Raw genomic sequence first — 25,106 nt, forward strand, 5'->3', positions numbered from 1 at the left:
ACCGCGGGCACAAATCCTTTTGCCATGATCTCTGCTGGGGGCTAGGGGATAAGCTAGAGCATCTTCTAATTTAATCGTTCTTGTCACCCCTGCCACTCAAGGCGAATGTTCACTACCTCTTAACCCATTACTCAGCCAAACCGTCTGTATGTTTGGCTACGCTTTTAGATGCGCTTACCCTGCGCCATTAGCAACCTTGAGTACGATTTGCTCACAGTATTACAAAACAAAGCTGAAGCGCTGAAAGCATATGAGACTTATATACAAGACGCGCAACAAATGGGATCTCAGCCTTGTGCAGAACTCTTCCAGAAGTTGCAACAAGAAGATATGAAGCACGCGCAGGAAATCCGCCAGCATCTTCAGGAAGTGATGCAAAAAGGCAAAATGTAGCCGACATCAGGTGAGGCGATTAAATTAGTTTTTTAGGGTGGGCAATGCCTACCCTACTTACTGTATGCTAAGTGTCATAAATCGCTTCACGCGCTATGACATCAACCACGTTATTAATATTTGCTGCGGCTGGAATATTTTCCGGAATACTCGCGGGATTTTTAGGAATTGGCGGTGGCACGGTTCTTGTACCATTATTAGTAGCATTAGGTTACAAGCCAGTTGAAGCCGTTGCTACCAGCAGCCTAGCAATTTTAATCACCGCAATTTCTGGCAGTGTCCAGAATTGGCGCATGGGGCTATTCAGCTTTAATCGAGTAATTGCCATCGGATTTCCCGCTATAGTGACAGCCCAAATTGGGGCATATTTAGCAACTCGTTTTCGCCCTTATTTGCTCTTAGCATCTTTTGGATTATTGCTACTTTTAAATATATATTTAGTTGAACTACGAAAACAACTGACAGCAAAAAAGAAGTTGGAAGAAGAGCAGGGAATAGACGCAGAAGCGCAGCAACTTAAGACTCAACACTCAAACATTTTTTTCAATCCCAATATTGCTAGAATTTTCACAGGAAGCACCGCTGGAATACTAGCAGGATTGTTTGGGGTTGGTGGGGGTGTAATCATGGTGCCTCTACAAATATTACTATTAGGAGAAACCATCAAAGTTGCCATTCAAACAAGTTTAGGTGTCATTGTCATTACTGCCATATCCGCTTGTGTGGGACACGCCTTGCGAGGTAATGTCTTATTTACAGAGGGTTTCTTGTTAGGAGCCGGTGGTTTTTTAGGAGCGCAAATTAGCACCCGTTTTTTGCCAAAGTTACCCGATGAAGTTGTTAGTTTAGCCTTTCGTACACTGCTGGGAATTTTATCAATTTATGTTTTCTGGCAAGCATGGCAAAGTTATAACAGCTAATTCCGCGTTACCAGGCTGAGGCTGGTAACGCTTTCAGGGAATATGTGAGGCAGAGTTTCAGACTAGGCAATGAGAATTACACTAAAGGCAGTAAAATTTGAGAAGGAAAATCTTTCCCACTTCGCACAGTTAAAGTAATAATTTGAGCTGCAATTAAAGCGGTTTCACTAGGGGAAGAACCAGTACCGGGATTAACAGGATAAGCGGGAAAACAAGCTGCACTTAAACTAAGCCGTAGACAATTACCTTTGTCCAATCGCGCACAAGTTGCTTGCAAAATAACTTTTAAAGGTGCCGTTTCTTGATTCGGTTCAACCCGCACATATCCTTGAGTAAAATTGTAGACAGTGCCATCTGTTCGCACTTCCGACAACACTGCACATAAGTCAAAACAGGGTGTATCTGCTATAGCATAAACTTCTACAACTACATCTCCAGCAAGATGTAAATCTGACTCTATCGGTGCAGAAGTATAGGTTAAAATATCCGTGCGACAATCAAGGCTAGAACGGTCAAAGGAACCAGCAGGAATTGTAGCATGACCTCCTAAAGCGGGAACAGGTCGCCAAGGATCGTGAACCAGTACATCAGAAGAATTTTGGATAAATTGTTTCGCCTGTCTTATCAACTTACCTGCATCATCCCGCATACTAGCTAAACCAGAACTTTGCAGAAAATAGGATTTATGATTATCGCTAGGGAAAGTTTCAAAAAATCGCCATTTGTTACTACCCATTTCAAATAAATTAACAGGCGGTTCATTCAATAATCCTGTATCAATACCTTTGAGAAACTGGTCAAACCATCGAATTTGCAATTTATCAATTGAACTATTAGCCTCTGCACCATAATCTACATTCCCTACTTTTCGACCCCAAGGTAGATGCGCCCAAGGGCCAATTACTAAATGCTGAGGAAAGGCGCTACGAGATGCCATTTCTTTGTATAAATGCAAAGTTCCGCGCAGGAAAGTATCAAACCATCCGCCAACGTGCAGCATCGGCAAATCAACATCTTGCAAATGCTGTTTTGGTGAAAGGTTTTCCCAATATTCACCGGGTTGAGGATGGTCTAACCATTCGTGATAGAAAGAGTCAGGCGCTAGGTTTTTCAGAATTTCCGGACGGGCAGGAATTTGGTCATAAACTGGTAAGTTACGAGAAGCTGTAAAAAGAGCTTGATACGCTTTTTCATCTCCTAGCAATCTAGCGGTTTCTGTTGCTAGTTGAATCGCCCAGCCGAGATTGGCTTGGAAACAAAATGCTCTGTTTTCATACGCCCAATCTGTATATAAATCGTAGCCAATCATGGCGGGACAAACCACTTTTAATGCCGGGGGATGTGCGGCGGCGGCGTAAAGCTGGGTCATTCCCTGATAGGAAAACCCATACATTCCAACATTTCCATTACTACCTGGTAAATTCGCAGCCCAATTAACTGTGTCAAAACCATCTTCAATCTCGTGGGAAAATAGTTTAAATTCGCCCTCTGATGTGCCGCGTCCCCGAACATCTTGAATTACCACAATGTAGCCTTGGGCGGCGTACCAGGTAGGATGGGCATAGACAACGGTGGATGCGATCGCTTTCCCATACGGCTGTCGCATCAGCAAGACGGGAAACTCACCCTCCGCATCCGGTCGATAAATGTCCGCATCCAAGCGCACCCCATCTCTGGTAAGCATTGAGGCAGTTTCTTTGGGAAAAACATTTAGCATGGAACTAGAGAATCTACTCTACCCAATACTGCTAAATCCTCTTCATCCAATTCCACTGGCATACCGCTACGAATTAATTCTGCAAAGTCTTCATTTGGCACCATAATACACAGCGCATACAAGCGAGTAGAACCCGTATTTTCAATTTTATGGATGCCAGTTGGAGGAACTAAAATACTATCTCCAGCGCCAATTGGTACAGTTTTCCCATCACAAGTAGCTTGCCCTTCCCCTTTAAGAATGAAAAACATTTCTACAGCGAATTGGTGCCGATTTGGGGGAGTTTTCCCGCCAACATCGAAAATTTCTACACAAAAAGTTAAGGACATATGCGCCGTTTTCGGCTCAAACACAATCGCTAAACGATTACTATCCTGGGGACTAATACGATAGACTTGGTAATCTTTGGGAGACTTGAGGACAGGAATCACGCAACGGGCAGCATCCATAAAGGTTTCACCTTTGCTAATTGAAGGATGGCTAATTGTGGTTTTTATGACTATTAGCCATTAACCAGTTGTAATTGCTTCTAAGATAGCTTGAGAATCTGTCACGAACCCAAAACACTGTTTAACGTTATAAAGTGTAGCTTGCCAGCAATATTCTGGAGAGGTAGTAGCAGTGCAATCTGTAACTAAAATGCAGTCATAGCCAAGAAAGTTGGCATCTTGTAAGGTAGCCATCACGCATTGATCGGCATTCACCCCCGCAAAGAAGATAGTAGTTTTTCCCAGGTTCCGTAAAATACTATCGAGGGGAGTATCCCAAAAACCGCTCATCCTGTACTTATCGACGCGAATATCTTCCGGCTTTTGTTCCAATTCATCCACCACCGCCGCCGCCCAACTACCCGCCATCAGCACTTTAGCATCAGCTTCGGGCAAGCGATCGCCTAAACCAACACCATCTCCTGTTGCGTTATAAACATGATGCACTCCTGCACTAATATTCAACAAATCGGGGCGATTTCCCCAATTTAGCCAAATTACAGGCACGTTTGTATCTCGCAATTTTGGCAGTAAATTGTTTAAGGGATTTATGGGATTCCGTGCAGGTGTCACGTCTACGCCAATGTGCGCCAGCCAGCCTTTCGGATGACAGAAGTCATTCTGCATATCAATTACCAAAATCGCCGCTTTTGCCAAATCCAAACGCAGTGTTTTAGTTTCTGTCGCCAAAGTGACAGGTTGCGGTTTTAAAGGAGGGCGCGTGATATCGGCAATTTGAGCATCAACAGCCCAAGCATTCGGTGGTACGCCCAAGGTTCGTAAGGGTGAATTCATAGGGATTCTTGAGAAGGGAACTTCAATGGTAAGGACTCAAGGCTCTAGATTTGAACTGAGTTAGAAGAGATTATGGTAATTAGTGATCGCATTCCGGTGAAGTACGAAGGTTAATTTGTTGATATTTTAGATGCTGCTACCAGCCACAGTGGAAAAATTTGATGATTTGATGGCTGTGGCATCTCGGCGGGTGTTGAAGGATAGCGATCGCTTTATGTACGATTGAGGGAAAACTCTGGCGTTACGATGCTGCTGAGGCTCAAACAAGTTTAGCTACTTTCAAAGTACCATTGCGGGTTATCTCGACTGCTGATTTGATGGAGGAGGCTGTTAATATTGCCTTGGCTTATGGAATTTCTGCTTATGATGCCAGTTATGTTGCCCTTTCTCAACAAGTTGGTGCTACGCTATTGACTCTCGATGAGAAGTTGGTGAGGGCTGTAGCTGCTGCATCTTACGATGTTCGCTCATTTAATGATTTTACAATTCCGCCGTTGCCCTCAGTGTAGATATTAAAATCAACCATGCTTCAATCAACTTATGAGTAATTTTAAGTTGCGTTGCCGTGGTGTACTAATGTCAATTCATTAATATCTTAGTTGAAAGTTATGTCAACAGCGATAGCTCTTTCTCAAGTGTCTTCTAAAGTATTGGAGAAGCTAAAAGAAAATCCTTATGCTTATGATGTGTTTTTTGAGGCAATAACCATATCTGATCCCAATGATTGGCAAGAATTTAAGTCCGTTTTTTACCAACAGGACTTTGACGAATTTAAAGCCGATGCTCCTCGCCTTTTAGCTGAGGGTAAAAATAGGCGGTTATATCTTGGGGAAAATTGGCAACCAATCCAATTTTATCTTACAGCTACTTGTGGAGAAGAAGATTTAATTTTCCCAAATAGTTATAGCAAGGATGAAAATGATTTACTTCGAGTTAATGCTGTCACAAGTGTAAATTACCTGAAATATGAAAGGTATATAAGGTACTTTACTGCTGATGAAGTCAAGGACGTAGTAGAAGAATTATCGAGAGTTGCACAAGAGGATGATAGGGAAAGACTAAGAAAAATATGTCGAAAAGCCAAAGTAAATTTTTGGGAAAGAGAATATGAAAATTGGATTGAATATACTGAGCTGTTTAACGAATTGATAGATTACTACAAAGATGCTGCCGACAAAGGGAATGCCATGTTAATATCTATTGGTTGATGATGTTAATAGGTAGTAGGTGAAAATTAAACAATAACCCGCAATGACGAAAATTAATGGGATTCAACCCGTTATATTACCAATTTTATCGTCAGTGATGGCGATCACAATCAGTTAATATAATACAAACTTACTATATTGCGTTTCTTGGGGATAGCCAAGTATGGGCATAGAGGCAAACTTCAAGCAAGTGTCTCCATATCTGTTGAAGAAGCTAAAAGAACACCCAGACTTTGCAGAGGTGTTCTTTTATGCAGAATTGCTACCCGATTCAGATCGCTGGCGAGAGTATCCGATTGATCTAAATAATCCTAGTGAGGTTGCGGATTATGAGGATTTCACAAATTGGGTTGGAGAGACGTTGCAAAAATTAGAGGAGGAAAAGCCAGAAGAGTATGAAAGAATGGAAATAGAAATTCCTTTAATTATTGCAGAAGGGAAAGCATTACCTTTAAATATAGGTAAAAGGTGGCGTGAGTTACATTTTGTACTCACAGGAGAGGATGACTCTATTCCTCTGCCTTTTTTAATAAGTGAGAACAAAAAAGATAATTTACCTTCAATTAATACAATTTGGGGTGGCACAGAAATAGAATATAACTTTGATTATGGATTCTTACGATACTTGACAAATGATGAAGTTAAGCAAGTAGCAGAGGCTTTATCAAAGTTTTCCTCTGCAATGATCGGGGAAAGGTTTAAACTTAGAGGCTGGGAAGAAGATTTTTTTGATTATTTATTCCAGTATACGTACAATCCGCTTGTGAGATATTACCAAGATGCTGCTGAAAAGGGAAATGCTATGTTTCTCTACTTAAGTTAGATAATTTTATGCAAGTTAATCAGATTCAACCTGTTATGCTGCCAATTGAATTGCCGCTGGTAGCGATCGCGTCTTTAATTATTTTCTGGGTGAAAAAGCATGAAAGCGCTATAAAATGAGAAAATAATTTTATTTTATGATTAATCGTAATTTTTAAAATCAATAAACGTAGAATTTAATAAACCCTAACTAAAAGGTAAAAACTGTGACTTTTACAATCCAACAGGCTTTAATCCCGGTTGATGACGGTTATGCAAACGTCGATGTGCAGATTCAGGATAACGCGATCGCTGCCATCGAAGCTAATCTAGAAGTTGTCGGTACAGCTGTCGATGGTAAAAATAAACTTCTCCTTCCTGGTTTCGTCAACGCCCACACCCACTCTTCAGAAATGTGGCAGCGGGGATTGATTCCCCCTGTACCCTTAGAATTGTGGATTGCGGAACTTTACGACTTTACACCCCTCGAACCCGATCAAGTTTACCTGAGTGCTTTAGGAACAGCGGTAGAAACTCTACTTTCTGGGGGAACTAGCGTAGTCGATCACTTAGTTTTAATTCCTGGCAAAGAAATTGAAACCATTGCCGCTGCTGTTCGCGCCTATAAAGAAATTGGTATCCGTGCTTTTATTGGCCCATTAATTCAAGATGAAACCCTGACTCGTGGCATTCCCACGGGTGGTAAGGAAACGGAACATGAAGCCTACATCCGTTCCACAGAGGCAACTCTAGCACTAATGCAGGAAGCTGTAGACAAGTTTCATAATCCTGAGGAAGGTGTTTATATTTTAGTTGCACCAACGGGGATTCAACTGTGTTCGGATGCCTTGTTTCAAGGTTGTATTGAATTAAGTGATCGCTACAATCTCTGTCGTCATGCCCACCTCTTAGAAACCCAAGCCCAAAAACTCCTCGCCCAGGAAAAATACGGCTGTAGTGCAGTTGAACACCTAAAGCGTATCGGTTATTTAAGTCCGCGCACTTCCTTAGCTCATTGTGTTCATTTGAGCGATGCTGATATTGAAATTATGGCAGAAAATCAATCTACTGTAGTACACAATCCTCTCAGCAACCTGCGTTTAGGTAGCGGCATTGCTCCAATTTTGAAATATCTTCAAGCGGGAGTCAATGTATCTTTTGGTTGTGATGGCGCTGCTAGTAACGACTCGCAAGATTTACTAGAAGCTATCAAAATAGGCTCAATTTTGCACAACATCACTGATTTAGACTACCACCACTGGATTACACCCCGTCAATCCGTAGAAATAGCTGCTTTCGGCGGTGCCAAAGGATTAAATTTAGCCGATGAAATGGGTTCGTTGGCTGTGGATAAAAAGGCTGATTTGGTACTTTATGACCTTACCAGTTTGTCGCTGCTACCCCGCACAGATCCGATTGGCTTGCTAATTTTAGGCCGTCCAACTCAAGCAGTGGACAGTGTTTGGGTAAATGGTAAAAGAATCGTTGCCGATGGCAAAGTGACGACGATTAATGTAGAAGATTTGAGAAAAGAATTGTTTGAGCGCAGCCAATGGGCTACAAATCGTCAGTCTAAAACTTTAGGTGAAATTGAAGCCCACTATCGCAGTGTAATGGGATTACCAGCAGGAGTAAAGAAAGGTTATTCGTAGGATTTGCGGCAGGCTTTTAGCCTGCCCCACTAACAATAAAATTGTTAGTGGCTAATTCTGTTAATTCCGGGTTCTCTTGATATGATCCATAATCTGCTGCTTGCGCTGATCTGAATTGGTACTGTAATTCGCCTGATTGAGTTTTACAGTTTTGCTGACATGATCTAAAATCCGCTTTTTGCGTTCTGAGGTAGCCATTGTTAGATACTTGGATTAATTAATTGGATTACAGACCTTACCTATATATTAACTTATATTAAGTTGGTTTTACAGCCGTGAAAGTTTCCAGACTTGAATGACAAAATACCTCTCTCAAAAGAGAGAAAATTGGAATTAAATGGATATCAACATACCGGATGTGGTAGCTGAAGTTACAGCAGCTTTTGAGCGTTACGAAAAAGCTTTGATTAGCAATGATGTCGCCGTACTCGACGAATTATTTTGGAGGAGTCCACACACTTTGCGCTTTGGGGTGACTGAAAATTTGTATGGCTATGATGCGATCGCTACTTTTCGCAGCCAGCGATCGCCTGTGAATTTAGAGCGATCGCTAATTCATACCACGATCACTACCTACGGACGAGATTTCGCCACCGCCAACACAGAATTTCAGCGCCTTGGCTCAAACCCCACCGGACGACAAAGCCAAACTTGGATGCGAACCCCGGACGGTTGGCGTATCGTTAGCGCTCATGTTTCATTGTTGGCTACTCCCGATTAGAGGGCGCTGGGTGCGTTAAGCAGCTAGAACTTTGCCGCTTTGTAAAGAAATATTAAGCAGAATTTATTAAAAAATGTTGCAGCTTCTTGAAACCAATTGCTAAGGTGTGCATAAGCAATGCTTCAGGTTAGCGCTCGTATTGAGGAGACGTGCCATTTATGCTCTACATTCATCTTGGCTGTTTGCCGACTAACTGATTCCAGAAATGTCTGAAAAATATTTCTCGGACTTTCCGGCAAAACGGCTGAGAAATATCTTTTTTGCTTGTTTGACTGCTTTTAGTCCAGCGTCATTCTGTTAGCAACTTCTCAAAGTTTTGGGTTATCAATTTTTAGACATTTTTAGGTTTGTGTTCCCTAAAATTTCCGGAAAATGTCTTGCACGGCAAGGTTTAGTCCAAGTAATACCCCAAACACAAATCAATTGTCATCTCAGTGCGTGAAATTAGGAACTTTTCTGTTGGATTTTGCACATAACCACTGAAAAAGCCAGCGCAGTGAGTCCTCAAATATGGAGGTTTAATCATGGATATTCAAGGAAAGACAGCTCTGATTACTGGAGCTTCGCGGGGGATTGGACGAGCGATCGCACTCGTTTTAGCCAAACAAGGAGCAAAACGCCTGTTGTTGGTAGCACGCGATGAACAGCGGTTAGCCCAAGTCGCCGCCGAAATCGAAGCTATGGGCGTGGAAGTGGCGATCCTACCTTTGGATTTGGCTCAAGTGATAGAAGTGAATATTGCGATCGCTAAAGCTTGGCGAGACTACGGGCAAATTCATCTACTCGTCAACTGTGCAGGCGTTGCACACCAAACACCCTTCTTACGTTCCCGACTGCCAAATGTGCAGGAAGAAATCGCCATTAATTTAATGGGAATGTACACCATCACACGTCTAGTTGCTCGACGCATGGCAGCACAACGGGAAGGGACAATCGTTAACGTTTCAAGCTTAATGGGCAAAGTGGCAGCCCCGACGATGGCAACTTATTCTGCCACCAAGTTTGCAATTGTCGGATTTACCCAAGCCTTGCGCGGCGAACTCGCTGCATACAATATCCGGGTAATAGCTTTGCTGCCCTCTTTAACCGATACTGACATGGTGCGAGAATTACAGTGGTTTCGCTGGGTAGTTCCCACGACTACCGAGAAAGTCGCTCAGGCGCTCGTCGCCGGACTGCACAAGGAATCGCCGGAAATCTTGGTAGGATGGCAAAGTCATTTGGCTGTGTGGTGCAACCGCCTTGCACCTTGGCTGCTGGAGAAGGTTTTACTGATAGCTGCTCCGCTGTCGAAGTATAAACAAAAGCGTTACCGCAGACTTAGAGAGGCTGGAGCAATCGGGCGTTAGAGCAATCCTCTCTCCTTTCTTCGTGGAGAGCAGGGTTGTTTTATACAACCCTTAAAAAATATCGAAAATTGTGACATTTTGTAGGGGCATTGCTATGCCCCTACCGCCAACCATAAGATCAGGGGTCAGATGGGGCGCGATCGCATCTAAGCATCCGGATCGATACCCAATTCCCGGAGTTTCGCCGCCAATGCTTGAGCTTTAGCTTGGGCTAACTCGCGTTGTCGGCGTTCCTCGTCAGCGTTTGCTTGGGCTAACTCGCGTTGTCGGCGTTCCTCATCGGCGTTCGCTTGTGCTAACTCGCGTTGTCGGCGTTCCTCGTCAGCGTTGGCTTGTGCTAACTCGCGTTGTCGGCGTTCTTCTGTAGCTACTTCTTTGGGTATTGGTAGCAACTCCCCCTCAGAGGTAAAAAAGCGTAACTTTCGCTCATGGATACCCAGATACAACTCTAACTGCTGACTCCACAGCCACCCAGAGGAATTAGGTTCTATCGGTTGATACTGACCGTCTTTTAGATGAAACCCGGCAAGTTCGAGAGTTTTGGGATCAAACCAAAAATAATCTGGCGTGCGAAGGATATCTTGATAGATTTGTTTTTTTATCCCCTTGTCTACGTTAGCTGTACTCTCAGAGATAATTTCCACAATTACATTGGGATACTTCCCGCCTTCTCCCCAAACTACCCAACTTCTGCGGGGATGGCGTTCTGTTCCCAGCACTACAAAGAAATCTGGGCCGCGAAAATCCCGCGATTTGATTTGGTCTTGAGAGTAGTAAATTGTCAGATTTCCACTAACATAAAAATCGTTACGGTTACGCCACCACCATTCTAAGGAATTGATGAGCGCATCCATCTGCTGTCGATGCCAATCACTTTCCAAAGGCGGTTCGTCACTCCATAAATCAGTAGGTGGAACGACAATATCTTCCCACGTATCTTCTGAGATATTTCTTTCTTGAGCGAGGGACATGGCATCTTGGGCGTTAGTGCTATGAGTATATGGTAGCCGGGTGGATGCGATCGCATTCATCATTCAATCTTTGGGGGATGCCAGCCAACCGCTACCCACTCGCGTCTAACCATAACAGCAATAATATTATTAAGTTGGAGAGCTATAACTGTCGCTCGACCACAGATAGTTTTACCAATAATCTGCGCGCTGTCCTCACTCCAAGTGAAATGCCGCGACCATTTCTGATGTCGAGGGTTGAACAGCCGAATTCGCCGCCCTGTCACTGGGTCGCGTCCATGCGTTTGCGTACCTTTGTAACTATTGCACAGCCGACAAGCTAACCACAAATTATCTTCATCGTCAGTACCACCTTTAGCTGTGGGAATCAGGTGGTAATTTCTAAAATTCCAAGAACATATTTCTGCAAACTGCGGCAATAACCACAGCGATCGCCAGCTTGTGCGCGTACTCGATCTCGGACTTCATCTGAAATTGCCATTAAGGTGTTTCAAAAATAGGAATCCCTATATTTTCGAGATACCCGCTAGATATCAAATCCAATATCGCAAACTTGGCGAATTCAAAGATGAAAGCAAGCGATCGCTACTAATCTGCTTTTTGCTTAATTTTCCGGCTAGAACTTATGCCTCTAATGGTTCCATCAAGCCGCGCCGTACTGCTTCACTCATGGCTTGAGCTTTCTGTAACAAGCCTTCTTCGTAAACCTGCATCAGCGCTAGTAACTCGGAACGTTGTGTTTCTGTAAGTGTCCCAGCTTGTTGTCTATCCAACAGCCTACTCAGACTTTGGTCTTGCTCCGGTTCCATCTGAAGCTGTGCTAAAGCCATCACTTCCTCGTCAGATAAGGCTGATACTGGTTTAATTGCTTCCGACTGTAGACCAAGTGGTGATAGTGAAAGCTCAATTGTATCTACTAGAACATCAGCAACATCTCGGCTACTCAGTTGTGCTAGTCGCTCAGCTCTACGGTAAACCTCATCTGGCAGGGTAAGAGTGACTTGGGTACTCATAAGAATATTGTGTGTAAAAGTTTTCTTTATTGTGGCAGAGGAGAGGGATCGCGCTTGCAGTCTGGGGAATGCGATCGCGGTTGCCATGTGGGGATGCGATCGCGCTTAGTTCGCCTAGATATAGAAATTCCAGATGGTGAGAGCTTAGAGATATGCGATAACAACTCAGGGGATAGAGGGGAGATTGTTAACACGGGCGAAGATACTATATTCAGGACTACGTTGAGCAACTTCTTTTAAAAGAGCGACCGCCTCTGGATCGTGACAATGGTGAGCAAGGTAAGGGAGAATATGCACAACAGCAAAGGCACTATACTCAGCACGGGACTGGCAGTGTTCTTTCAGAAGTGCGATTGCTTCCAAATTACCAGTCTCTTGAGCAATTTTTAGTAAAGAGAACATATATTTAACGCGCTCGGTGCGGTGCTTGATTAACTCCTTCCTGCTGCCGCGATCGCTATTAAGGTCAAAGATCCGCTCAACTTCCTTTCCCCGTGCATCACGACCTTGTACTCTGGCACCATCCACCGAGTCCCAGGAGAAATGCAGATGCTTATTTATGTCTGTAGCATTATCAGTTGGGTCAATCAGCAAAGGATTGCCATTTGAGTCGAGTGGAAATTGCGTCCCCTTGTGTCCAGCATCGTTGCATTTTTCGCATGAGAGTAGGAGATTGCTCCAGTCAAAGGTCAGTGTGACGCATCTAGGATTTCCTTTTGGACAAAAGTGTTCGATGTCCCCATATCCTGTAGTTGTGACCTGGCTTTCACAGTAGGCACATTTCCCATGAAAGATCCTCTCAAGAGCATCTTTTATTTCTTTTTGCCTATACTTAATGGTGGTCTTCTCAACATTCTTTTCAGCTTTAGCAACTTCTTGTTTTGTTGAAGTCGGATTAGCTTTGACTGCTTGTAAATTAGCTATAGCTGCCTGTAGCTCGGATAACCACCTAGCAGCATTGCGTTTCAGTACACCAGGAGGCTCTTGAGGTCTTGATACGGGAATCAAGGCAGATTTGCCTCCAAAAAAGCCTTGGTTCGAGCTTCTAAACTACCGGGATCGGGAGGACCACCAATCGGCTGTGCTTCCTTCATAAACAGCCTGAGTTGCTCGTACTCCTTCCGTTCTTCCCCAATCAGATCATCTATCTTCTTTCTGAGTTCGTAATATCTCTTGATTTTCTGCTGTGTCTCAGGGGAATGCGTTGACTGAAGACCAAAAGCAGGACTTCTAAGTATATAGTCAACATCGTAGGCTGAAATATTATCAATTTGTGTCACCTGAACTTCACCATCCTCCATGTCTAAGCGGAGAGTGAGAGCATCTTCTCCTCCTCCGGCTGCAACTAGAGGACTGTGGGTGGCAACGAAAAACTGGAGATTGGGAAAGACATCCCGCAACCAACCAGCAATCTGTCTTTGCCAGGATGGGTGCAGGTGGATATCCAGTTCATCGATCAACACAACGCCGGATGTCTGCGTTGGATCATCAATATCGGGAAAAGCCTGAAGTAATCGCCAGATCAAATCTCCAGCTAGGGCTATGACGCTGCGAAAGCCATCAGACAAACTAATGGTTGGGACTTTTTGACCATTCACTGTGAACTGGATAACACCATCAGCAGTCACCCCAGCAACCTTCGCGTTTCCAGGAAGAAGCTGAGTAATAGCTCTTTCCCCCACCGTCCGCATTTGTCGCGCCTTAATATCATTCCCATCTTTAGCAATCCGGTAATCTAGATAAACCATCCACCGCTCAAATGAGCTTAAGGCGCTGTCTTCATCAAACTGCGTAATAAAGTTGCTGGAGCGCTTTGCTGGCTCTAGGCTGGGTATCAAGACTTGATTCACTCGCGTGAGTCGGCGGAAGGCTCCATAACCGACAGCAAACCATCCTTGAGTATCTGAGGCAAAGGCATTTGTCCGCAGCCAGGTGAGGATCTTTGAACTGTCCTCAATTAGCACAGGTTCAGTATAGGTTTCTTTGCCAACCTTAACAGGTGTATCAGCAGTAACAGCATAGGAATAAGAGAAAGATTTCCGAATTTTATTTTCTCCAAAAATTCCAGCATCAATTTCTTCCTGATGCAGAACAGCGGATAGCTTGCCTGGGTTTGAGGGGTCACAAACCCACCCAGTAGGGCGTGGGAGGAGTTCTTTGGCAGCTTCTGGTCCTGCTAAAAGTAGTGCTAGTGCCTGAAGTAATGTGCTTTTTCCTACTCCATTTTCTCCTAATAAGGTAATCCAAGAATAGGGCTTTGCCCTATCCCGACGAGTAGTAGCATTACGAGTAAATTCTATCTTCTGTTCTCGAAAGCACTTGATATTGGTAAGAGTAATGCTTTCAACCCACATTATCTTTGTCCTTCAGGTGCTTTATTAGAAAAAATTTTCTTGGGAGCATAGCCTTATCACTTTTTAACTGATTGCTTCTATCGACAAAGAAATCGATAATCTCTAGGACTTGTTGGTGCGAGATGAGGGCTATAAATGGAATTTAGGGTGATCGCTTCTATAATATCAACACTATGTCCCTAATCATCGTAATCCTTGCGATCGCAACAATTCATCAGCCCAAGCCCCATCTGCGTCTGATAGCGATCGCACTAGCTCATTAGAGCGAAAAGGCAGGTTGTGCCATCGCTTATTAGGCGACAGATTCAACTTTTATGGATACGCCATCAAATTATGGCAGGTCGTGACCCCTAGCAATACCGATAATTACCCACTCCTCCAGCACTTCTAATAACTCCGTGCGGCAGGCTTCTAAAGTTTTACCTGTTGCCCATACCCCAGTAGCACCAGGAATTTCTCCATAAAAGCCTTCATCATCCTCCAGCAGTTCATAGTGTGCCAATTCCATAGCCTTCTGGAGATATTTCTGAATCATTTTCTACCTCTAGATATATCTAACATGAGTGCATCGAAATCCTTATCGTAATCCTTGCGATCGCAACAATTTATCAGCCCAAGTTGCATCTGCGTCTGATAGCGATCGCGGGAACTCCTCTTCCAGCTAGGAAAAAATCAGCACTAACTTTGACGCGAGACTGCCAACCAATCTAGAGAGAAACTTTGTCGGAGATTGAGAAATAAGCAACTCATGAGGTTGAAGTTTCGCCGTCAACATTCTATTGATGGTTTGATTGTTGATTTTTACTGTAATGACGTTGGCTTTTTGCAAAATCGGGATGCTCCCCACGCCTGCGCTACGGCTATATTTACCCATTGACTGATTCAATCAAGTTTTTCAGGTAAGCTGCTGCTTCTTTTGCAGGTAGCATAACCACTTCATTTTTCCTAAGAATTTCATACTGGTTATTACGATAACCGTGACCAATAATCAATCCTAAACTTACTGCTCTATTGCCAAGTTCTGTTAACTCGTTAAAGCCCATCGCTTCAACTTCCATATTTAGTTGTCTGATGATTTCCTCATCCATATCCTTTAGCCTCCTCGTTACTGCATTTACTTAAATTTTACTTTTTTTACATATCGTTAACTACCCACTTTAAAAGGGGCAGGAGATTACTCGCCATCCGCTAAGGCAGTAGCATCTTTACAAGTCAGCTTGCGCGATCGCGCACAAGATATCATAGCTTTTTTTAACAACCGCGATTTTTTGCCTCTCTCTCAAGAAATATTTTTTTAACTCAAAATCTTATTATATTAATAATATATTACAAGCCTTTGTGAATAATTCTCTTCTATAGCAATCCTTGCAGGAATTGTAAAGTTATCTCTCTTCTCTCTTAAGCGCCCGGTCGCGGTTGGAGGAGTTCGTTTTTTTTCACCAATAGAATAGAACTGCTATAACTTCTTTTTTCTCTGCGTTCTCTGTGCCTCTGTGGTTTGTTTTATGAAGTTGTTTATGAACAAAGAATCTAGTCCAAGCAAATTAGGTTCAAATAGCAAACTCATTGTAGGATTTTTATTACTTGCTTCCCTAATCTCGGCTTTTATTTTTGCAACTAAATATTTTGATATTCAAGAAACTTTGAAAAACCTATTGGCGTGGATTGACAGCCTAGGATTTTTGGCACCCGTGAATTTTATTCTTATTTATATTTTAGCTACCGTGCTTTTTATTCCAGGCTCCGTTCTCACCCTAGGATCTGGTTTTGTCTTTGGCGTTATTTGGGGTTCAATTTATGTTTTCATAGGAGCGACTTTAGGAGCAACAGCCGCTTTTCTAGTTGGGCGTTATTTAGCTCGTGGATGGGTTTCCCAGCAAATAGAAAATAATGCCAAGTTCAAAGCCGTTGACCAAGCGGTGAAGAGAGAAGGATTTAAAGTTGTTCTTTTGACTAGACTTTCGCCGATTTTCCCCTTCAACATTTTAAATTATTCTTTTGGAGTAACCCAAGTTTCCTTAAAAGATTATTTTTTAGCCTCCATTGGGATGATTCCTGGGACTATCATGTACGTTTATATTGGTTCTTTAACGAGTAGCCTCGCCACGATTGGAGCAGCAAATCAGCCCACTAATCCGGAAACAGAGGCAGTAAAATGGGTTATTCGTGTTGTTGGTTTTATTGCCACAGTTGCCGTGACTATTTATGTCACACGCATCGCTCGTAAAGCATTAGAAGAAAGCGTTAATCGAGAGGAATTGTAATGTCACAAACAGTTGAAAAAGCAATTGTGCAGCCAATGGATGAATATAATCAGGCTTTGGTTGCTAATGTACATCCGCCAGATTGGGTGAACCCAGAACCTGCGTCTCGTTACAATTTGGTTGTCATTGGAGCAGGTACTGCGGGACTGGTTGTTGCCGGAGGTGCAGGACTTTTAGGTGGTAAAGTAGCCTTAATTGAAAAAGATTTGATGGGTGGAGATTGCCTAAATGTAGGCTGCGTACCTTCTAAATGTATGATTCGCTCCTCTCGTATTGTCGGAGATATTCAGAATGCAGATAAATTTGGTATTCGCGTTCCTGATGGCACAGAAATTGATTTTTCAGCAGTAATGGAGCGAATGCGGCGAGTTCGTGCGGAGATTAGCCCTCACGATTCTGCTCAAAGATTTAAAGAAGAATTTAATGTGGATGTATTTTTGGGAGAAGCGCGTTTTAACAGTGCTGATACTGTGGAAGTTGGAGGAAAAATTTTGCGCTTCAAAAAGGCAGTAATAGCTACTGGTGCTAAGGCTACTGCTCCTGACATTGAAGGGTTACAGGATGCTGGTTATCTCACTAATGAAACGGTATTTTCTCTAACCGAAAAGCCGCAACGAATGGCAATAATTGGTGCTGGCCCCTTGGGGTGCGAATTTGCTCAAACTTTTCAACGTTTAGGCTCACAAGTGGTATTAATACATAAAAATGACCACATTCTGGATAAGGAAGATGCTGATGCAGCAGAAATTGTCCAGCAGGCTTTTATTCGGGAAGGCGTTCAGCTGATATTAAACTCCAAGGTGAAACGGGTTGAGCGAACAAGTGTAGGGAAAGTTATTTATTACGAATCGGATGGAAAAGAAGATTCTATAACGGTAGACGAAATTCTGATTGGAGTTGGGCGATCGCCTAACGTAAAGAAATTAAATCTTGAGGCTGTTGGTGTGCAGTATGACCTCAGAAAAGGAGTGATTGTAAATGACAATCTACAAACCTCTAACCCTCGAATTTATGCGGCTGGTGATGTTTGTATGGATTGGAAATTTACCCATGCTGCTGATGCTGCTGCCAGAATTGTAATTCAAAATAGTTTGTTTTTTGGACGCAAAAAACTCAGTTCGCTGACAATGCCTTGGGTGACATACACCGATCCGGAAGTTGCCCATGTTGGGATGTACGAGAAAGACGCTCAAAAAAAAGGAATTGAGGTGGATACTTTTTTCGTTCCATTAAATGAGGTGGATCGGGCAGTTGCCGATGGCGAAACAGCAGGATTTGCGAAAGTTTTTGTAAAGAAAGGCACTGATAAAATTTTAGGTGCAACGATTGTGGCGCGAAATGCAGGCGATATGATTAGCGAAGTTACTCTGGCAATTGTGGGAAATCTTGGGTTAAAAACTCTTGGTAGTGTCATTCACCCGTATCCTACTCAAGCCGAGGTGATTCGCAAGGCGGCAGATGAATATAGTCGTACTCGTTTAACACCCTTTATTAAGAAACTGTTGGGCTGGTGGCTGGCTTGGATGCGATAGAAACTGTTTTCTAGTTACCAGACTGGGTCTGGTAACTAGAAATAGCGCCGGGAGGATGTCAGGACATATCCACGGCAACTTGCGGTGCTTTCTCCAAAAGGTATTCGAAAAAGGTGTGAGCGACAACCGAGAGCTGTTTGCCAGCAGGATATGCTACATACCAATGGCGACTGATAGGAAAGCCTTGCACATCAAGGATGGTAATTTGATTGGTGGCACCATCTAGCCCTAGAGTATGGCGAGATAAGACAGATATGCCTAAGCCGCCGGCGATCGCTTGCTTAATCGCTTCGTTACTCCCCAACTCCAGCCTGACTTTTACAGAAACACCATGCTCATCGAATAATGTTTGCACCGATGAGCGCGTTCCCGATCCATGTTCCCGCATAATAAACGGCTCACCAGAAAGGCGAGATATCGGGATATTTTTTTCCTTAGCTAGCGGATGATCGACAGGTGCCAAGACCACTAGGGGGTTTGCCAGAAACTGATGATAGGTGATATCAAGATGCTCCGGTATTTGGCTCAAGATATACAAATCGTCCAGATTCTCGCTCATGCGGCTGAGTATCCGTTCGTGATTTGTCACTTGGAGCGCAATATCAATTCCCGGATACATCTGGCAAAATGGTCCTAGTAAACGCGGCACAAAGTATTTGGTAGTGGTAATCACTGCCAGCCGCAATCGTCCCTGCTTCAGCCCTTTCATTTGAGCAACAATCATCTCAAACTGGGCTAATCTATCGAAAACTTCCCGACACGTTACTAAAAGTTCCCGTCCGGCATCGGTAAGATAGAGTCGCTTACCCACTTGCTCGAACAGTGGCAAGCCAACTGTTTTAGTTAGCTGCTTTACCTGCATAGAGACGGTGGGCTGGGTGAGAAATAATTCCTCTGCCGCACGAGTAAAGCTCCCGTGCCGAGCCACCACCTCAAAAACCTTTAACTGATGCAGCGTTGCCTGCTTCAACCGCCCTTCTCCTGGCAGTTATAGATAATAATCTATCATAACCATTGAAAACAATGTTTTTGATCTATAGGAGATCAAGGTTATTATCAAATTAATGAAACAAAGTGACAGTCTTCCTTCCTACAGGCGTTGCATATTTACTTGATGATTGGTCGGGGAAGTCATTATCTTCTATATTCATCCTGTGTTTTGCAGGCTGATTCCCTCCCAAAGCATCTAAGGTGTGAATGTGCAACGCTTTCCATTTGAAAAGAAGCTGTTAGCTGTAGATGCGCGAGCCTATATACATCATTCTTCCACACGGAGGGGTGGTAACTTAGCTAAATCTGGTAATTCTAACTCTACCAACTGTTTTTCCGTTTCCTTAACGTTAACAGGCACCATCAGAGGTTCAGGTTTCTCCTCAACCCAGCAAGTCGCCACTGGCAGGATTTGCTCCAGATCATCCAAAAGTCTTGGAATCACCATCAGCGAGTTGAATTCCCCAATCCTCTCAGCTTCTCTCATCCCAGCCTCAACAGCTACAGCCACATCTGCCACCCTTCCTCGGATAATCGCGGTACACAGACCATCGCCAATAGTTTCGTAAGAGGATAGATAGACCTCAGCTGCCTTGAGCATAGCATCGCAGGCTCCCACCATCGCCGGAAATCCCCGCGTTTCCAACAAACCAACCGCTTGATTGCTCAGGCGACTGTAACTGTCGCTGTCGCTTAGTTCGGACAAGCGCCTGCCAATAGGAAATATTACTTCCAAATTGGGCATGGGACGCGCCATTACCGAAGAGGAGACTAATTGACCAAACTGTTCGGCAGTCTGTGCGCCGGCTTCTACAGCTAAACGGACATCTGAGATCCTGCCTCGGACAATAGCGGTACAGTAACCACTGCCAATTTTTTCAAACCCGATGAGTGTCACCCCGGCTGACTTCAGCATCATATCAGCTGTGCCAACGATAGCGGGGAAACTGCGAGTCGAAACCATGCCGAGAGCAGTGTCTTTGAAGTTTTTTGGTTGAGTTGTCCGTTCAAAACGAACAAGCCCTGGTTTTTGTACCTCCACCTATAACCTCCGTGAGAAAATACTGGCCGCCTAACTTAAGTATGCCCACACTAAGAGATTAGTTGATGGTTGTTAATACTAATACTTCCCAAAAGTCGAAACTATCATTCACTGTGATTGTCTTCGGGAGGAGGGTTGGCGGATTTATGATGAGGAAACAAAGTCAACAGCAGTCGGTTCAGGTTTGCTTGTCCATAGACGGGAACGCCAACAGGGGGAGGCTTAGGCGCTGGCTCCTCTTGGGTATCTTCGCCGCTTGGAGTCGGGGGAGTGGTAGCGATCGCTGACTCCTTTGGGGTGTCTTTGCCGCTTGTAGTCGGGTCACTGGTGGCTATCCCTTGTCCGTTTAGGGATTCTGGGGGGAAGCCCTCGCTTTCTAGCTGGTTTGCCGCATCTTCGCTTGTTGTTGCTTGTGGGGTGTCAGCAATTTGCCGCCCCTTGGCTCCTAGCAGAGATCCCGGCGGCACTACTTGACAAGATTCCACAGATGCGTTGAAAACCGTCGTCGCGGCACCAATGCAGGCATTCGCCCCAATCTTACCGGTACCGACTAGCAGAACACCAGCGCCCAGAATAACTCCTGCCTCGACTTCTAGGTTGCCTTTATGGGCATGAATAATGGTTCCCATGCCGATGCAGACACCAGCAGCGATAATAATTTTACAGTCTGGATCTGCTTGAATAATTACCCCTGGTGCGATCGCGGCACTTTCATCAATACTCACATCCCCTTGCACATAAACCTGAGAATTGCTAAACGGCGGTAGTAGGGGCAAGTGCATGGAACTAGGAGCTAAATAGTTATAAGTTAGGCGTTAAGAGTTAAGAGCTATGAGTTGCTAACTTCCAACTTCTGTGAATAGGTTATCACTCAGCAGTTACTAACTCTTAACTACTAACTTCTGTGAGCAAGTTAGTAGTTAAGCATTGCTAACTCATAACTTTTAACTTTTTACTAAAAGTTATGAGTTATTAGTTGAGTGCTGTTAACTTCCAACTTCTGTAAGTTATGAGTAACAAGTTAATAACTCTTAACTCATAACTCCTGTGAGTGAGTTAAGAGTTAATCATTCCTAACTCCTTACTCTTATCTCTCCTAACGTCCAGCCTTACCATTCGGCTGTTGAATCAGCGTCTCTTGGACGCGGCGCTTGGCTTTAGTGTCAATACCAAATAAGCGCACATACTCGTCGCTGTGGCTGTTCATACAAGCTTCCAGCGCATCAATTACTTCTGCTTGTCTGGTTGATTCAATCGGAGAACAAGTATGCCAGGAACTGGTGCGGAAGCGACGCTCATCGGCGTGTTCTGTACCAATCTTGTAGCCTTGAGCTAACAGATTTCGCACTTGATCCACCACTTCGCTGCTTAATAGAGAGCTGTTAACCACTTGCGGAGTGCTGTATGAGCTACTCTTAGCAGCAGCCGGGGCGCTCTTAGCTGCGACTTGTACCTTGCCTTCAGGACGTTGGATAATTTGCTCTAATACCCGACGCTTAGCTTTCGGGTCGATGCCTATTAACCGGACATATTCGCCACTATATTCTTCGAGTGCTGCTTCTAGGGCTGCGACCGCTTGGCTTTGATTTTTGGCATCAATTGTCGAACCACTTTGCCAGGAACTGGTGCGGAAGCGACGCTCATCTGCGTGTTCTATGCCAATTTTTAAGCCTTGGGCTAACAAGTTTCTAACTTGTTCACTTAGGTCTGAGTTATTGGAAGCACTCGCAGTTTGTGCAGTGGCTTTACTACCATTGCTATACTGAGTTTTCGCCGGTGTTGTCTTAGCTGCGACTTGTACCTTGCCGTCGGGACGTTGGATAATTTGCTCTAGTACCCGACGCTTAGCTTTCGGGTCGATGCCTATTAACCGGACATATTCGCCACTATATTCTTCGAGCGCTGCTTCTAGGGCTGCGATCGCTTGGCTTTGATTTTTGGCATCAATTGTCGAACCACTTTGCCAGGAACTGGTGCGGAAGCGACGCTCATCTGCGTGTTCTATGCCAATTTTTAAGCCTTGGGCTAACAAGTTTCTAACTTGTTCACTTAGGTCTGAGTTATTGGAAGCACTCGCAGTTTGTGCAGTGGCTTTACTACCATTGCTATACTGAGTTTTCGCCGGTGTTGTCTTAGCTGCGACTTGTACCTTGCCGTCGGGACGTTGGATAATTTGCTCTAGTACCCGACGCTTAGCTTTCGGGTCGATACCTATTAACCGGACATATTCGCCACTATATTCTTCGAGCGCTGCTTGTAGGGCTGCGATCGCTTGCGCCGCGTTATTTGTTTCAATTGTCGAACCACTTTGCCAGGAACTGGTGCGGAAGCGGCGCTCATCGGCGTGTTCCGTCCCAATTTTTAAACCTTGGGCTAACAAATTTCTAACTTGCTCGGAAATATCTATGCTTACTGAATTCATACTTGATACCTGACTTGATACTTGAGTAGTGGGACGGCGATCGCCATTAGATGTAATCATCTCATCTCGGACAGATGTAACGCAGTTTGCATCCGCAGCACACAAGTACCCAGCCCGCAGAGCCTCATTAATTCCTACAACATGGCGGCTAAACTCCGTATCGCCCTCTTGCACATCCGGCAAACGGTCTGCTTGCTGCTGAGAAGTAATCACCGACCCAGAAGCTACATACTTCCCTGGAGGAATTTCCACATCTTGAATCAGGGAGTGCATCATCACAATGCAACCGTGGCCCACCCTGGCATTAAATACTGTCGAGCGAAAGCCAATAAAGCAATCATCTCCCACATAGGCTGGTCCATGAATTAAAGCCATGTGGGTCAAAGAAGCATTCTTCCCAACCCACACCGAGTATTCCTCCTGGTCATCCCCAACGACCCGGCCTTGTTCCAAACCATGAATCACTACACCATCTTGGATGTTCGTGCTTTCGCCAATATGAAACGGTGAGCCTTCATCAGCCCGGATCGAAGTCCCCGGAGCAATCAACACATTCGCCTCAATCCGCACATCTCCGATGATGTTGGAAAAAGAATGTACATAAGCGGTTGCATCAATCTTTGGTTCCGCCAAACTTTTTGACCACGGGGTCGGGGGAGCCGCATACCTGCGGACAACCGGCATAACTAGATCCCTCACTAACTCAACAAAGTAGACCGACTAACGATACTGTTCCTTCTTGCTGTATAGGAGGCGATTTTCCACATTCACAGTGTCAATAATCGCCACTACCATCGCATCGATAGGACGCTTTTCACTTCCTTCCATCTGCCGAGCCGCACTACCACGACTAATCAGAACCCACTCATCCAGACCCGCACCTACTTGATCGCCTGCTACCTCGTATTTCGGCAGTAGCTGTCCCTCTTCATCAATGAACTGCACCAGAAGTAACTTGACACCTCTGAGTGTAGGCTCTTTGTGAGTGCTGACGACCGTGCCGCGAACCTTAGCAATTTGCATCTTCGGTGATTGTGTGTTGACTATCCATTATTTGTTGTCCGTTGTCCATTAGCGTTTTAACGTTTGAAGGTTGGAAAGTTATAGAAACTTACCTCTAGTCACCGTTCCAACTTTCCAACTTTCCAACTCTTAAAGGACAACTGACCTAATCTTACGGTCTATTGTAAGGGCGAATGCCGCTGACACTTTCGCGGAACTGTTCCACAGCTTCGGTGTAACGAATGGGCAGCACGTACTCCAGGTTTTCGTGAGGACGAGCAATGATGTGAGTGGACAAAACTTGACCGCCGTTCACCCGCTTTACAGACTCAACTCCCGCCGATACAGAGGCTTGCACCTCAGAAACGTCTCCACGAACAATTACGGTGACGCGACCACTGCCGATTTTTTCATAGCCTACTAGCGTCACACGAGCAGCTTTCACCATTGCATCAGCGGCTTCCACAACTGCGGGAAACCCTAGCGTTTCAATCATTCCTACTGCAATTGCCATTGATTCTTCCTTCCCTTGATAAATAAACAAACTTTTTGGACTTGAAAAACCGATTTATCGGCATCTGACTGCCCAACAATCGCCTTTAAACTTTTAAAGACGGAACTGTTCGACTGCTTCGGTGTAACGAATGGGCAGCACATACTCCAGGTTCTCGTGAGGACGAGCAATGATGTGGGTGGACAAAACTTCACCGCCATTCACCCGTTTTGCTGCGTCAACTCCAGCTGATACAGAAGCCTGCACCTCGGAAACATCGCCTCGGACAATGACTGTCACCCTAGCGCTGCCGATTTTTTCATATCCCACCAGTGTCACGCGAGCGGCTTTCACCATTGCGTCGGCGGCTTCCACAACTGCCGGAAAACCTTTGGTCTCAATCATTCCAACCGCAATTGGCATTACTTCCCTCCTACAAAATCAGTTGAATTACCTGGCCCAAATTTGCCTTGCCAAGAAAATTTGGACGGAGATGCCCATTTTTTCACTTCAAGAACTATTTTTTACCCTTGCATCCATAAGCATAGGGAAGTGAGGCTCCCTTGACAATATAAATTAGTATGATATTTTCAGATTAAAAGGTTTAAAAAAACTTAACAATAGACTAAATAAGGGATCTGCTTAGTAGAAGTTCATCAGTTTCTGGAATGCTTAGTTATGTTTTATAATTTCTTCATAACTTTTACATAGACTACAATAATACCACCTATAACCCGCCCCGATTGGGTAAGAGCGACCAAATTTAAAAGCTTGACAGGGAGCGCTCGTTGTGAGCCGCCCAGCGCAGCCACGCCGCGAGAGCGATCGCACGATCCGCCTGCCAAACCTAGAAGCTGATAACCTGCCAAATTCAAGCTATAAGTTTTTTAAATAGAGCTTATAAACTTAGGTTTGATAGCCACGGATGCTGAGACTTTTACAATCTCTAAGGAGATATTTTTAGGAGATTTGGAGTTGT

The 25,106-nt window shown here is 44.4% G+C and carries 28 protein-coding genes and 1 pseudogene; 11 read left to right on the plus strand and 18 right to left on the minus strand.

Translation table 11 applies throughout. The features are described 5' to 3' along the window. Window positions 1-168 precede the first annotated feature (168 nt). Complete coding sequence (locus NDI42_RS13195; protein WP_190455434.1) at window positions 169-393, plus strand: hypothetical protein; 225 nt, start codon at window positions 169-171, stop codon at window positions 391-393. A 95-nt stretch (window positions 394-488) separates the two neighbouring features. Beyond that, a complete protein-coding gene (locus NDI42_RS13200) occupies window positions 489-1,313 on the plus strand; it encodes a sulfite exporter TauE/SafE family protein (protein ID WP_190455437.1) in 825 nt (274 codons plus the stop codon). A gap of 76 nt (window positions 1,314-1,389) precedes the next feature. Here NDI42_RS13200 and NDI42_RS13205 read toward each other — a convergent pair whose 3' ends face one another. Genes NDI42_RS13205 through NDI42_RS13215 form a run of 3 tightly spaced genes read right to left on the minus strand, consistent with a single transcriptional unit; the run spans window position 1,390 to window position 4,313 of the window. Next, on the minus strand, window positions 1,390-3,030 hold the full coding sequence (locus NDI42_RS13205; protein ID WP_190455440.1) for a CocE/NonD family hydrolase: 1,641 nt from the start codon (window positions 3,028-3,030) through the stop codon (window positions 1,390-1,392). Then, window positions 3,024-3,479, minus strand: coding sequence for a cupin domain-containing protein (locus tag NDI42_RS13210; protein WP_190455442.1), 456 nt, complete (start codon window positions 3,477-3,479; stop codon window positions 3,024-3,026). The genes NDI42_RS13205 and NDI42_RS13210 overlap by 7 nt, the downstream gene beginning before the upstream one ends. A gap of 60 nt (window positions 3,480-3,539) precedes the next feature. Next, the gene (locus tag NDI42_RS13215) at window positions 3,540-4,313 is read right to left on the minus strand and encodes a cysteine hydrolase family protein (protein WP_190455445.1); all 774 of its coding nucleotides are present in this window, start codon (window positions 4,311-4,313) and stop codon (window positions 3,540-3,542) included. A gap of 221 nt (window positions 4,314-4,534) precedes the next feature. On the opposite strand from NDI42_RS13215, the gene NDI42_RS13220 reads away from it, so the two are divergent. The 4 genes from NDI42_RS13220 (at window position 4,535) to NDI42_RS13235 (ending at window position 7,974) form a co-directional block, all read left to right on the plus strand. Then, window positions 4,535-4,822, plus strand: a complete 288-nt coding sequence (locus NDI42_RS13220) for a type II toxin-antitoxin system VapC family toxin (protein WP_313931105.1) — start codon at window positions 4,535-4,537, stop codon at window positions 4,820-4,822. Between the two features lie 99 nt (window positions 4,823-4,921). Continuing rightward, window positions 4,922-5,521: a DUF1877 family protein gene (locus tag NDI42_RS13225; protein WP_190455448.1), complete on the plus strand. Its 600-nt coding sequence runs from the start codon at window positions 4,922-4,924 to the stop codon at window positions 5,519-5,521. Between the two features lie 163 nt (window positions 5,522-5,684). Then, window positions 5,685-6,344: a DUF1877 family protein gene (locus NDI42_RS13230; protein ID WP_190455450.1), complete on the plus strand. Its 660-nt coding sequence runs from the start codon at window positions 5,685-5,687 to the stop codon at window positions 6,342-6,344. A 205-nt stretch (window positions 6,345-6,549) separates the two neighbouring features. After that, entirely contained in the window at window positions 6,550-7,974 is a 1,425-nt protein-coding gene (locus NDI42_RS13235) for an amidohydrolase (RefSeq protein WP_190455453.1), read from the plus strand. Window positions 7,975-8,034: 60 nt separating this feature from the next. Here the strand turns inward: NDI42_RS13235 and NDI42_RS13240 are convergent, their stop codons facing one another. Continuing rightward, window positions 8,035-8,172 (minus strand): hypothetical protein, encoded by a 138-nt coding sequence (locus tag NDI42_RS13240; protein ID WP_190455456.1) that lies wholly within the window; start codon window positions 8,170-8,172, stop codon window positions 8,035-8,037. A 139-nt stretch (window positions 8,173-8,311) separates the two neighbouring features. On the opposite strand from NDI42_RS13240, the gene hpxZ reads away from it, so the two are divergent. Beyond that, the gene (gene hpxZ / locus NDI42_RS13245; RefSeq protein WP_190455458.1) at window positions 8,312-8,695 is read left to right on the plus strand and encodes an oxalurate catabolism protein HpxZ; all 384 of its coding nucleotides are present in this window, start codon (window positions 8,312-8,314) and stop codon (window positions 8,693-8,695) included. A 524-nt stretch (window positions 8,696-9,219) separates the two neighbouring features. Then, window positions 9,220-10,044 (plus strand): SDR family NAD(P)-dependent oxidoreductase, encoded by an 825-nt coding sequence (locus NDI42_RS13250; RefSeq protein ID WP_190455460.1) that lies wholly within the window; start codon window positions 9,220-9,222, stop codon window positions 10,042-10,044. Window positions 10,045-10,190: 146 nt separating this feature from the next. On the opposite strand, the gene NDI42_RS13255 is transcribed toward NDI42_RS13250, so the two are convergent. The 6 genes from NDI42_RS13255 to NDI42_RS13280 all read right to left on the minus strand — a co-directional run bounded on the left by NDI42_RS13255 (window position 10,191) and on the right by NDI42_RS13280 (window position 14,917). Next, a complete protein-coding gene (locus NDI42_RS13255) occupies window positions 10,191-11,015 on the minus strand; it encodes a Uma2 family endonuclease (RefSeq protein WP_190455570.1) in 825 nt (274 codons plus the stop codon). A 59-nt stretch (window positions 11,016-11,074) separates the two neighbouring features. Then, entirely contained in the window at window positions 11,075-11,434 is a 360-nt protein-coding gene (locus tag NDI42_RS13260) for an HNH endonuclease (RefSeq protein ID WP_199311162.1), read from the minus strand. Window positions 11,435-11,638: 204 nt separating this feature from the next. Next, entirely contained in the window at window positions 11,639-12,028 is a 390-nt protein-coding gene (locus NDI42_RS13265) for a hypothetical protein (RefSeq protein ID WP_190455462.1), read from the minus strand. Window positions 12,029-12,193: 165 nt separating this feature from the next. After that, window positions 12,194-13,036 carry an HNH endonuclease family protein gene (locus tag NDI42_RS13270; protein WP_199311163.1) on the minus strand — a complete coding sequence of 281 codons (843 nt, stop codon included), beginning with the start codon at window positions 13,034-13,036 and terminating at the stop codon, window positions 12,194-12,196. Further along, window positions 13,033-14,382 (minus strand): AAA family ATPase, encoded by a 1,350-nt coding sequence (locus NDI42_RS13275; protein WP_190455464.1) that lies wholly within the window; start codon window positions 14,380-14,382, stop codon window positions 13,033-13,035. Before NDI42_RS13275 ends, NDI42_RS13270 begins: the two co-directional genes overlap by 4 nt. Before the next feature lie 331 nt (window positions 14,383-14,713). Next, on the minus strand, window positions 14,714-14,917 hold the full coding sequence (locus NDI42_RS13280) for a type II toxin-antitoxin system HicB family antitoxin (RefSeq protein ID WP_190455467.1): 204 nt from the start codon (window positions 14,915-14,917) through the stop codon (window positions 14,714-14,716). 165 nt (window positions 14,918-15,082) lie between these two features. Between NDI42_RS13280 and NDI42_RS13285 the strand changes: the two are divergent. Continuing rightward, a pseudogene (locus tag NDI42_RS13285) lies at window positions 15,083-15,259 on the plus strand (DUF559 domain-containing protein); the annotation flags it as partial. Here the strand turns inward: NDI42_RS13285 and NDI42_RS13290 are convergent. Next, complete coding sequence (locus NDI42_RS13290; protein ID WP_190455473.1) at window positions 15,249-15,470, minus strand: hypothetical protein; 222 nt, start codon at window positions 15,468-15,470, stop codon at window positions 15,249-15,251. The pseudogene NDI42_RS13285 and the gene NDI42_RS13290 overlap by 11 nt on opposite strands. Window positions 15,471-15,899: 429 nt before the next feature. Between NDI42_RS13290 and NDI42_RS13295 the strand changes: the two genes are divergently transcribed. Together NDI42_RS13295 and NDI42_RS13300 are read left to right on the plus strand one after the other, a co-directional pair. Beyond that, window positions 15,900-16,646 carry a TVP38/TMEM64 family protein gene (locus tag NDI42_RS13295; protein ID WP_199311164.1) on the plus strand — a complete coding sequence of 249 codons (747 nt, stop codon included), beginning with the start codon at window positions 15,900-15,902 and terminating at the stop codon, window positions 16,644-16,646. Continuing rightward, complete coding sequence (locus NDI42_RS13300) at window positions 16,646-18,178, plus strand: mercuric reductase (RefSeq protein ID WP_190455478.1); 1,533 nt, start codon at window positions 16,646-16,648, stop codon at window positions 18,176-18,178. Before NDI42_RS13295 ends, NDI42_RS13300 begins: the two co-directional genes overlap by 1 nt. 58 nt (window positions 18,179-18,236) lie before the next feature. Here NDI42_RS13300 and NDI42_RS13305 read toward each other — a convergent pair whose 3' ends face one another. From NDI42_RS13305 to NDI42_RS13335, 7 genes are all read right to left on the minus strand, one after another. Further along, window positions 18,237-19,148: a LysR family transcriptional regulator gene (locus NDI42_RS13305; protein WP_190455480.1), complete on the minus strand. Its 912-nt coding sequence runs from the start codon at window positions 19,146-19,148 to the stop codon at window positions 18,237-18,239. Between the two features lie 288 nt (window positions 19,149-19,436). Continuing rightward, window positions 19,437-20,210: a beta-carboxysome assembly protein CcmO gene (gene ccmO, locus NDI42_RS13310; RefSeq protein ID WP_348231412.1), complete on the minus strand. Its 774-nt coding sequence runs from the start codon at window positions 20,208-20,210 to the stop codon at window positions 19,437-19,439. Window positions 20,211-20,314: 104 nt separating this feature from the next. After that, a complete protein-coding gene (ccmN, locus tag NDI42_RS13315; protein WP_190455483.1) occupies window positions 20,315-20,992 on the minus strand; it encodes a beta-carboxysome scaffolding protein CcmN in 678 nt (225 codons plus the stop codon). A gap of 314 nt (window positions 20,993-21,306) precedes the next feature. After that, entirely contained in the window at window positions 21,307-23,316 is a 2,010-nt protein-coding gene (ccmM, locus tag NDI42_RS13320; protein WP_190455486.1) for a beta-carboxysome scaffolding protein CcmM, read from the minus strand. Between the two features lie 36 nt (window positions 23,317-23,352). Then, window positions 23,353-23,655: a beta-carboxysome shell vertex protein CcmL gene (gene ccmL / locus NDI42_RS13325; protein WP_190420709.1), complete on the minus strand. Its 303-nt coding sequence runs from the start codon at window positions 23,653-23,655 to the stop codon at window positions 23,353-23,355. 151 nt (window positions 23,656-23,806) lie between these two features. Beyond that, complete coding sequence (locus tag NDI42_RS13330; RefSeq protein WP_015202599.1) at window positions 23,807-24,148, minus strand: carbon dioxide-concentrating mechanism protein CcmK; 342 nt, start codon at window positions 24,146-24,148, stop codon at window positions 23,807-23,809. Window positions 24,149-24,241: 93 nt separating this feature from the next. Further along, window positions 24,242-24,550, minus strand: a complete 309-nt coding sequence (locus NDI42_RS13335; protein WP_190420710.1) for a carbon dioxide-concentrating mechanism protein CcmK — start codon at window positions 24,548-24,550, stop codon at window positions 24,242-24,244. Between the last annotated feature and the right edge of the window lie 556 nt (window positions 24,551-25,106).

Source organism: Funiculus sociatus GB2-C1 (assembly GCF_039962115.1).
GTDB lineage: Bacteria > Cyanobacteriota > Cyanobacteriia > Cyanobacteriales > FACHB-T130 > Funiculus > Funiculus sociatus.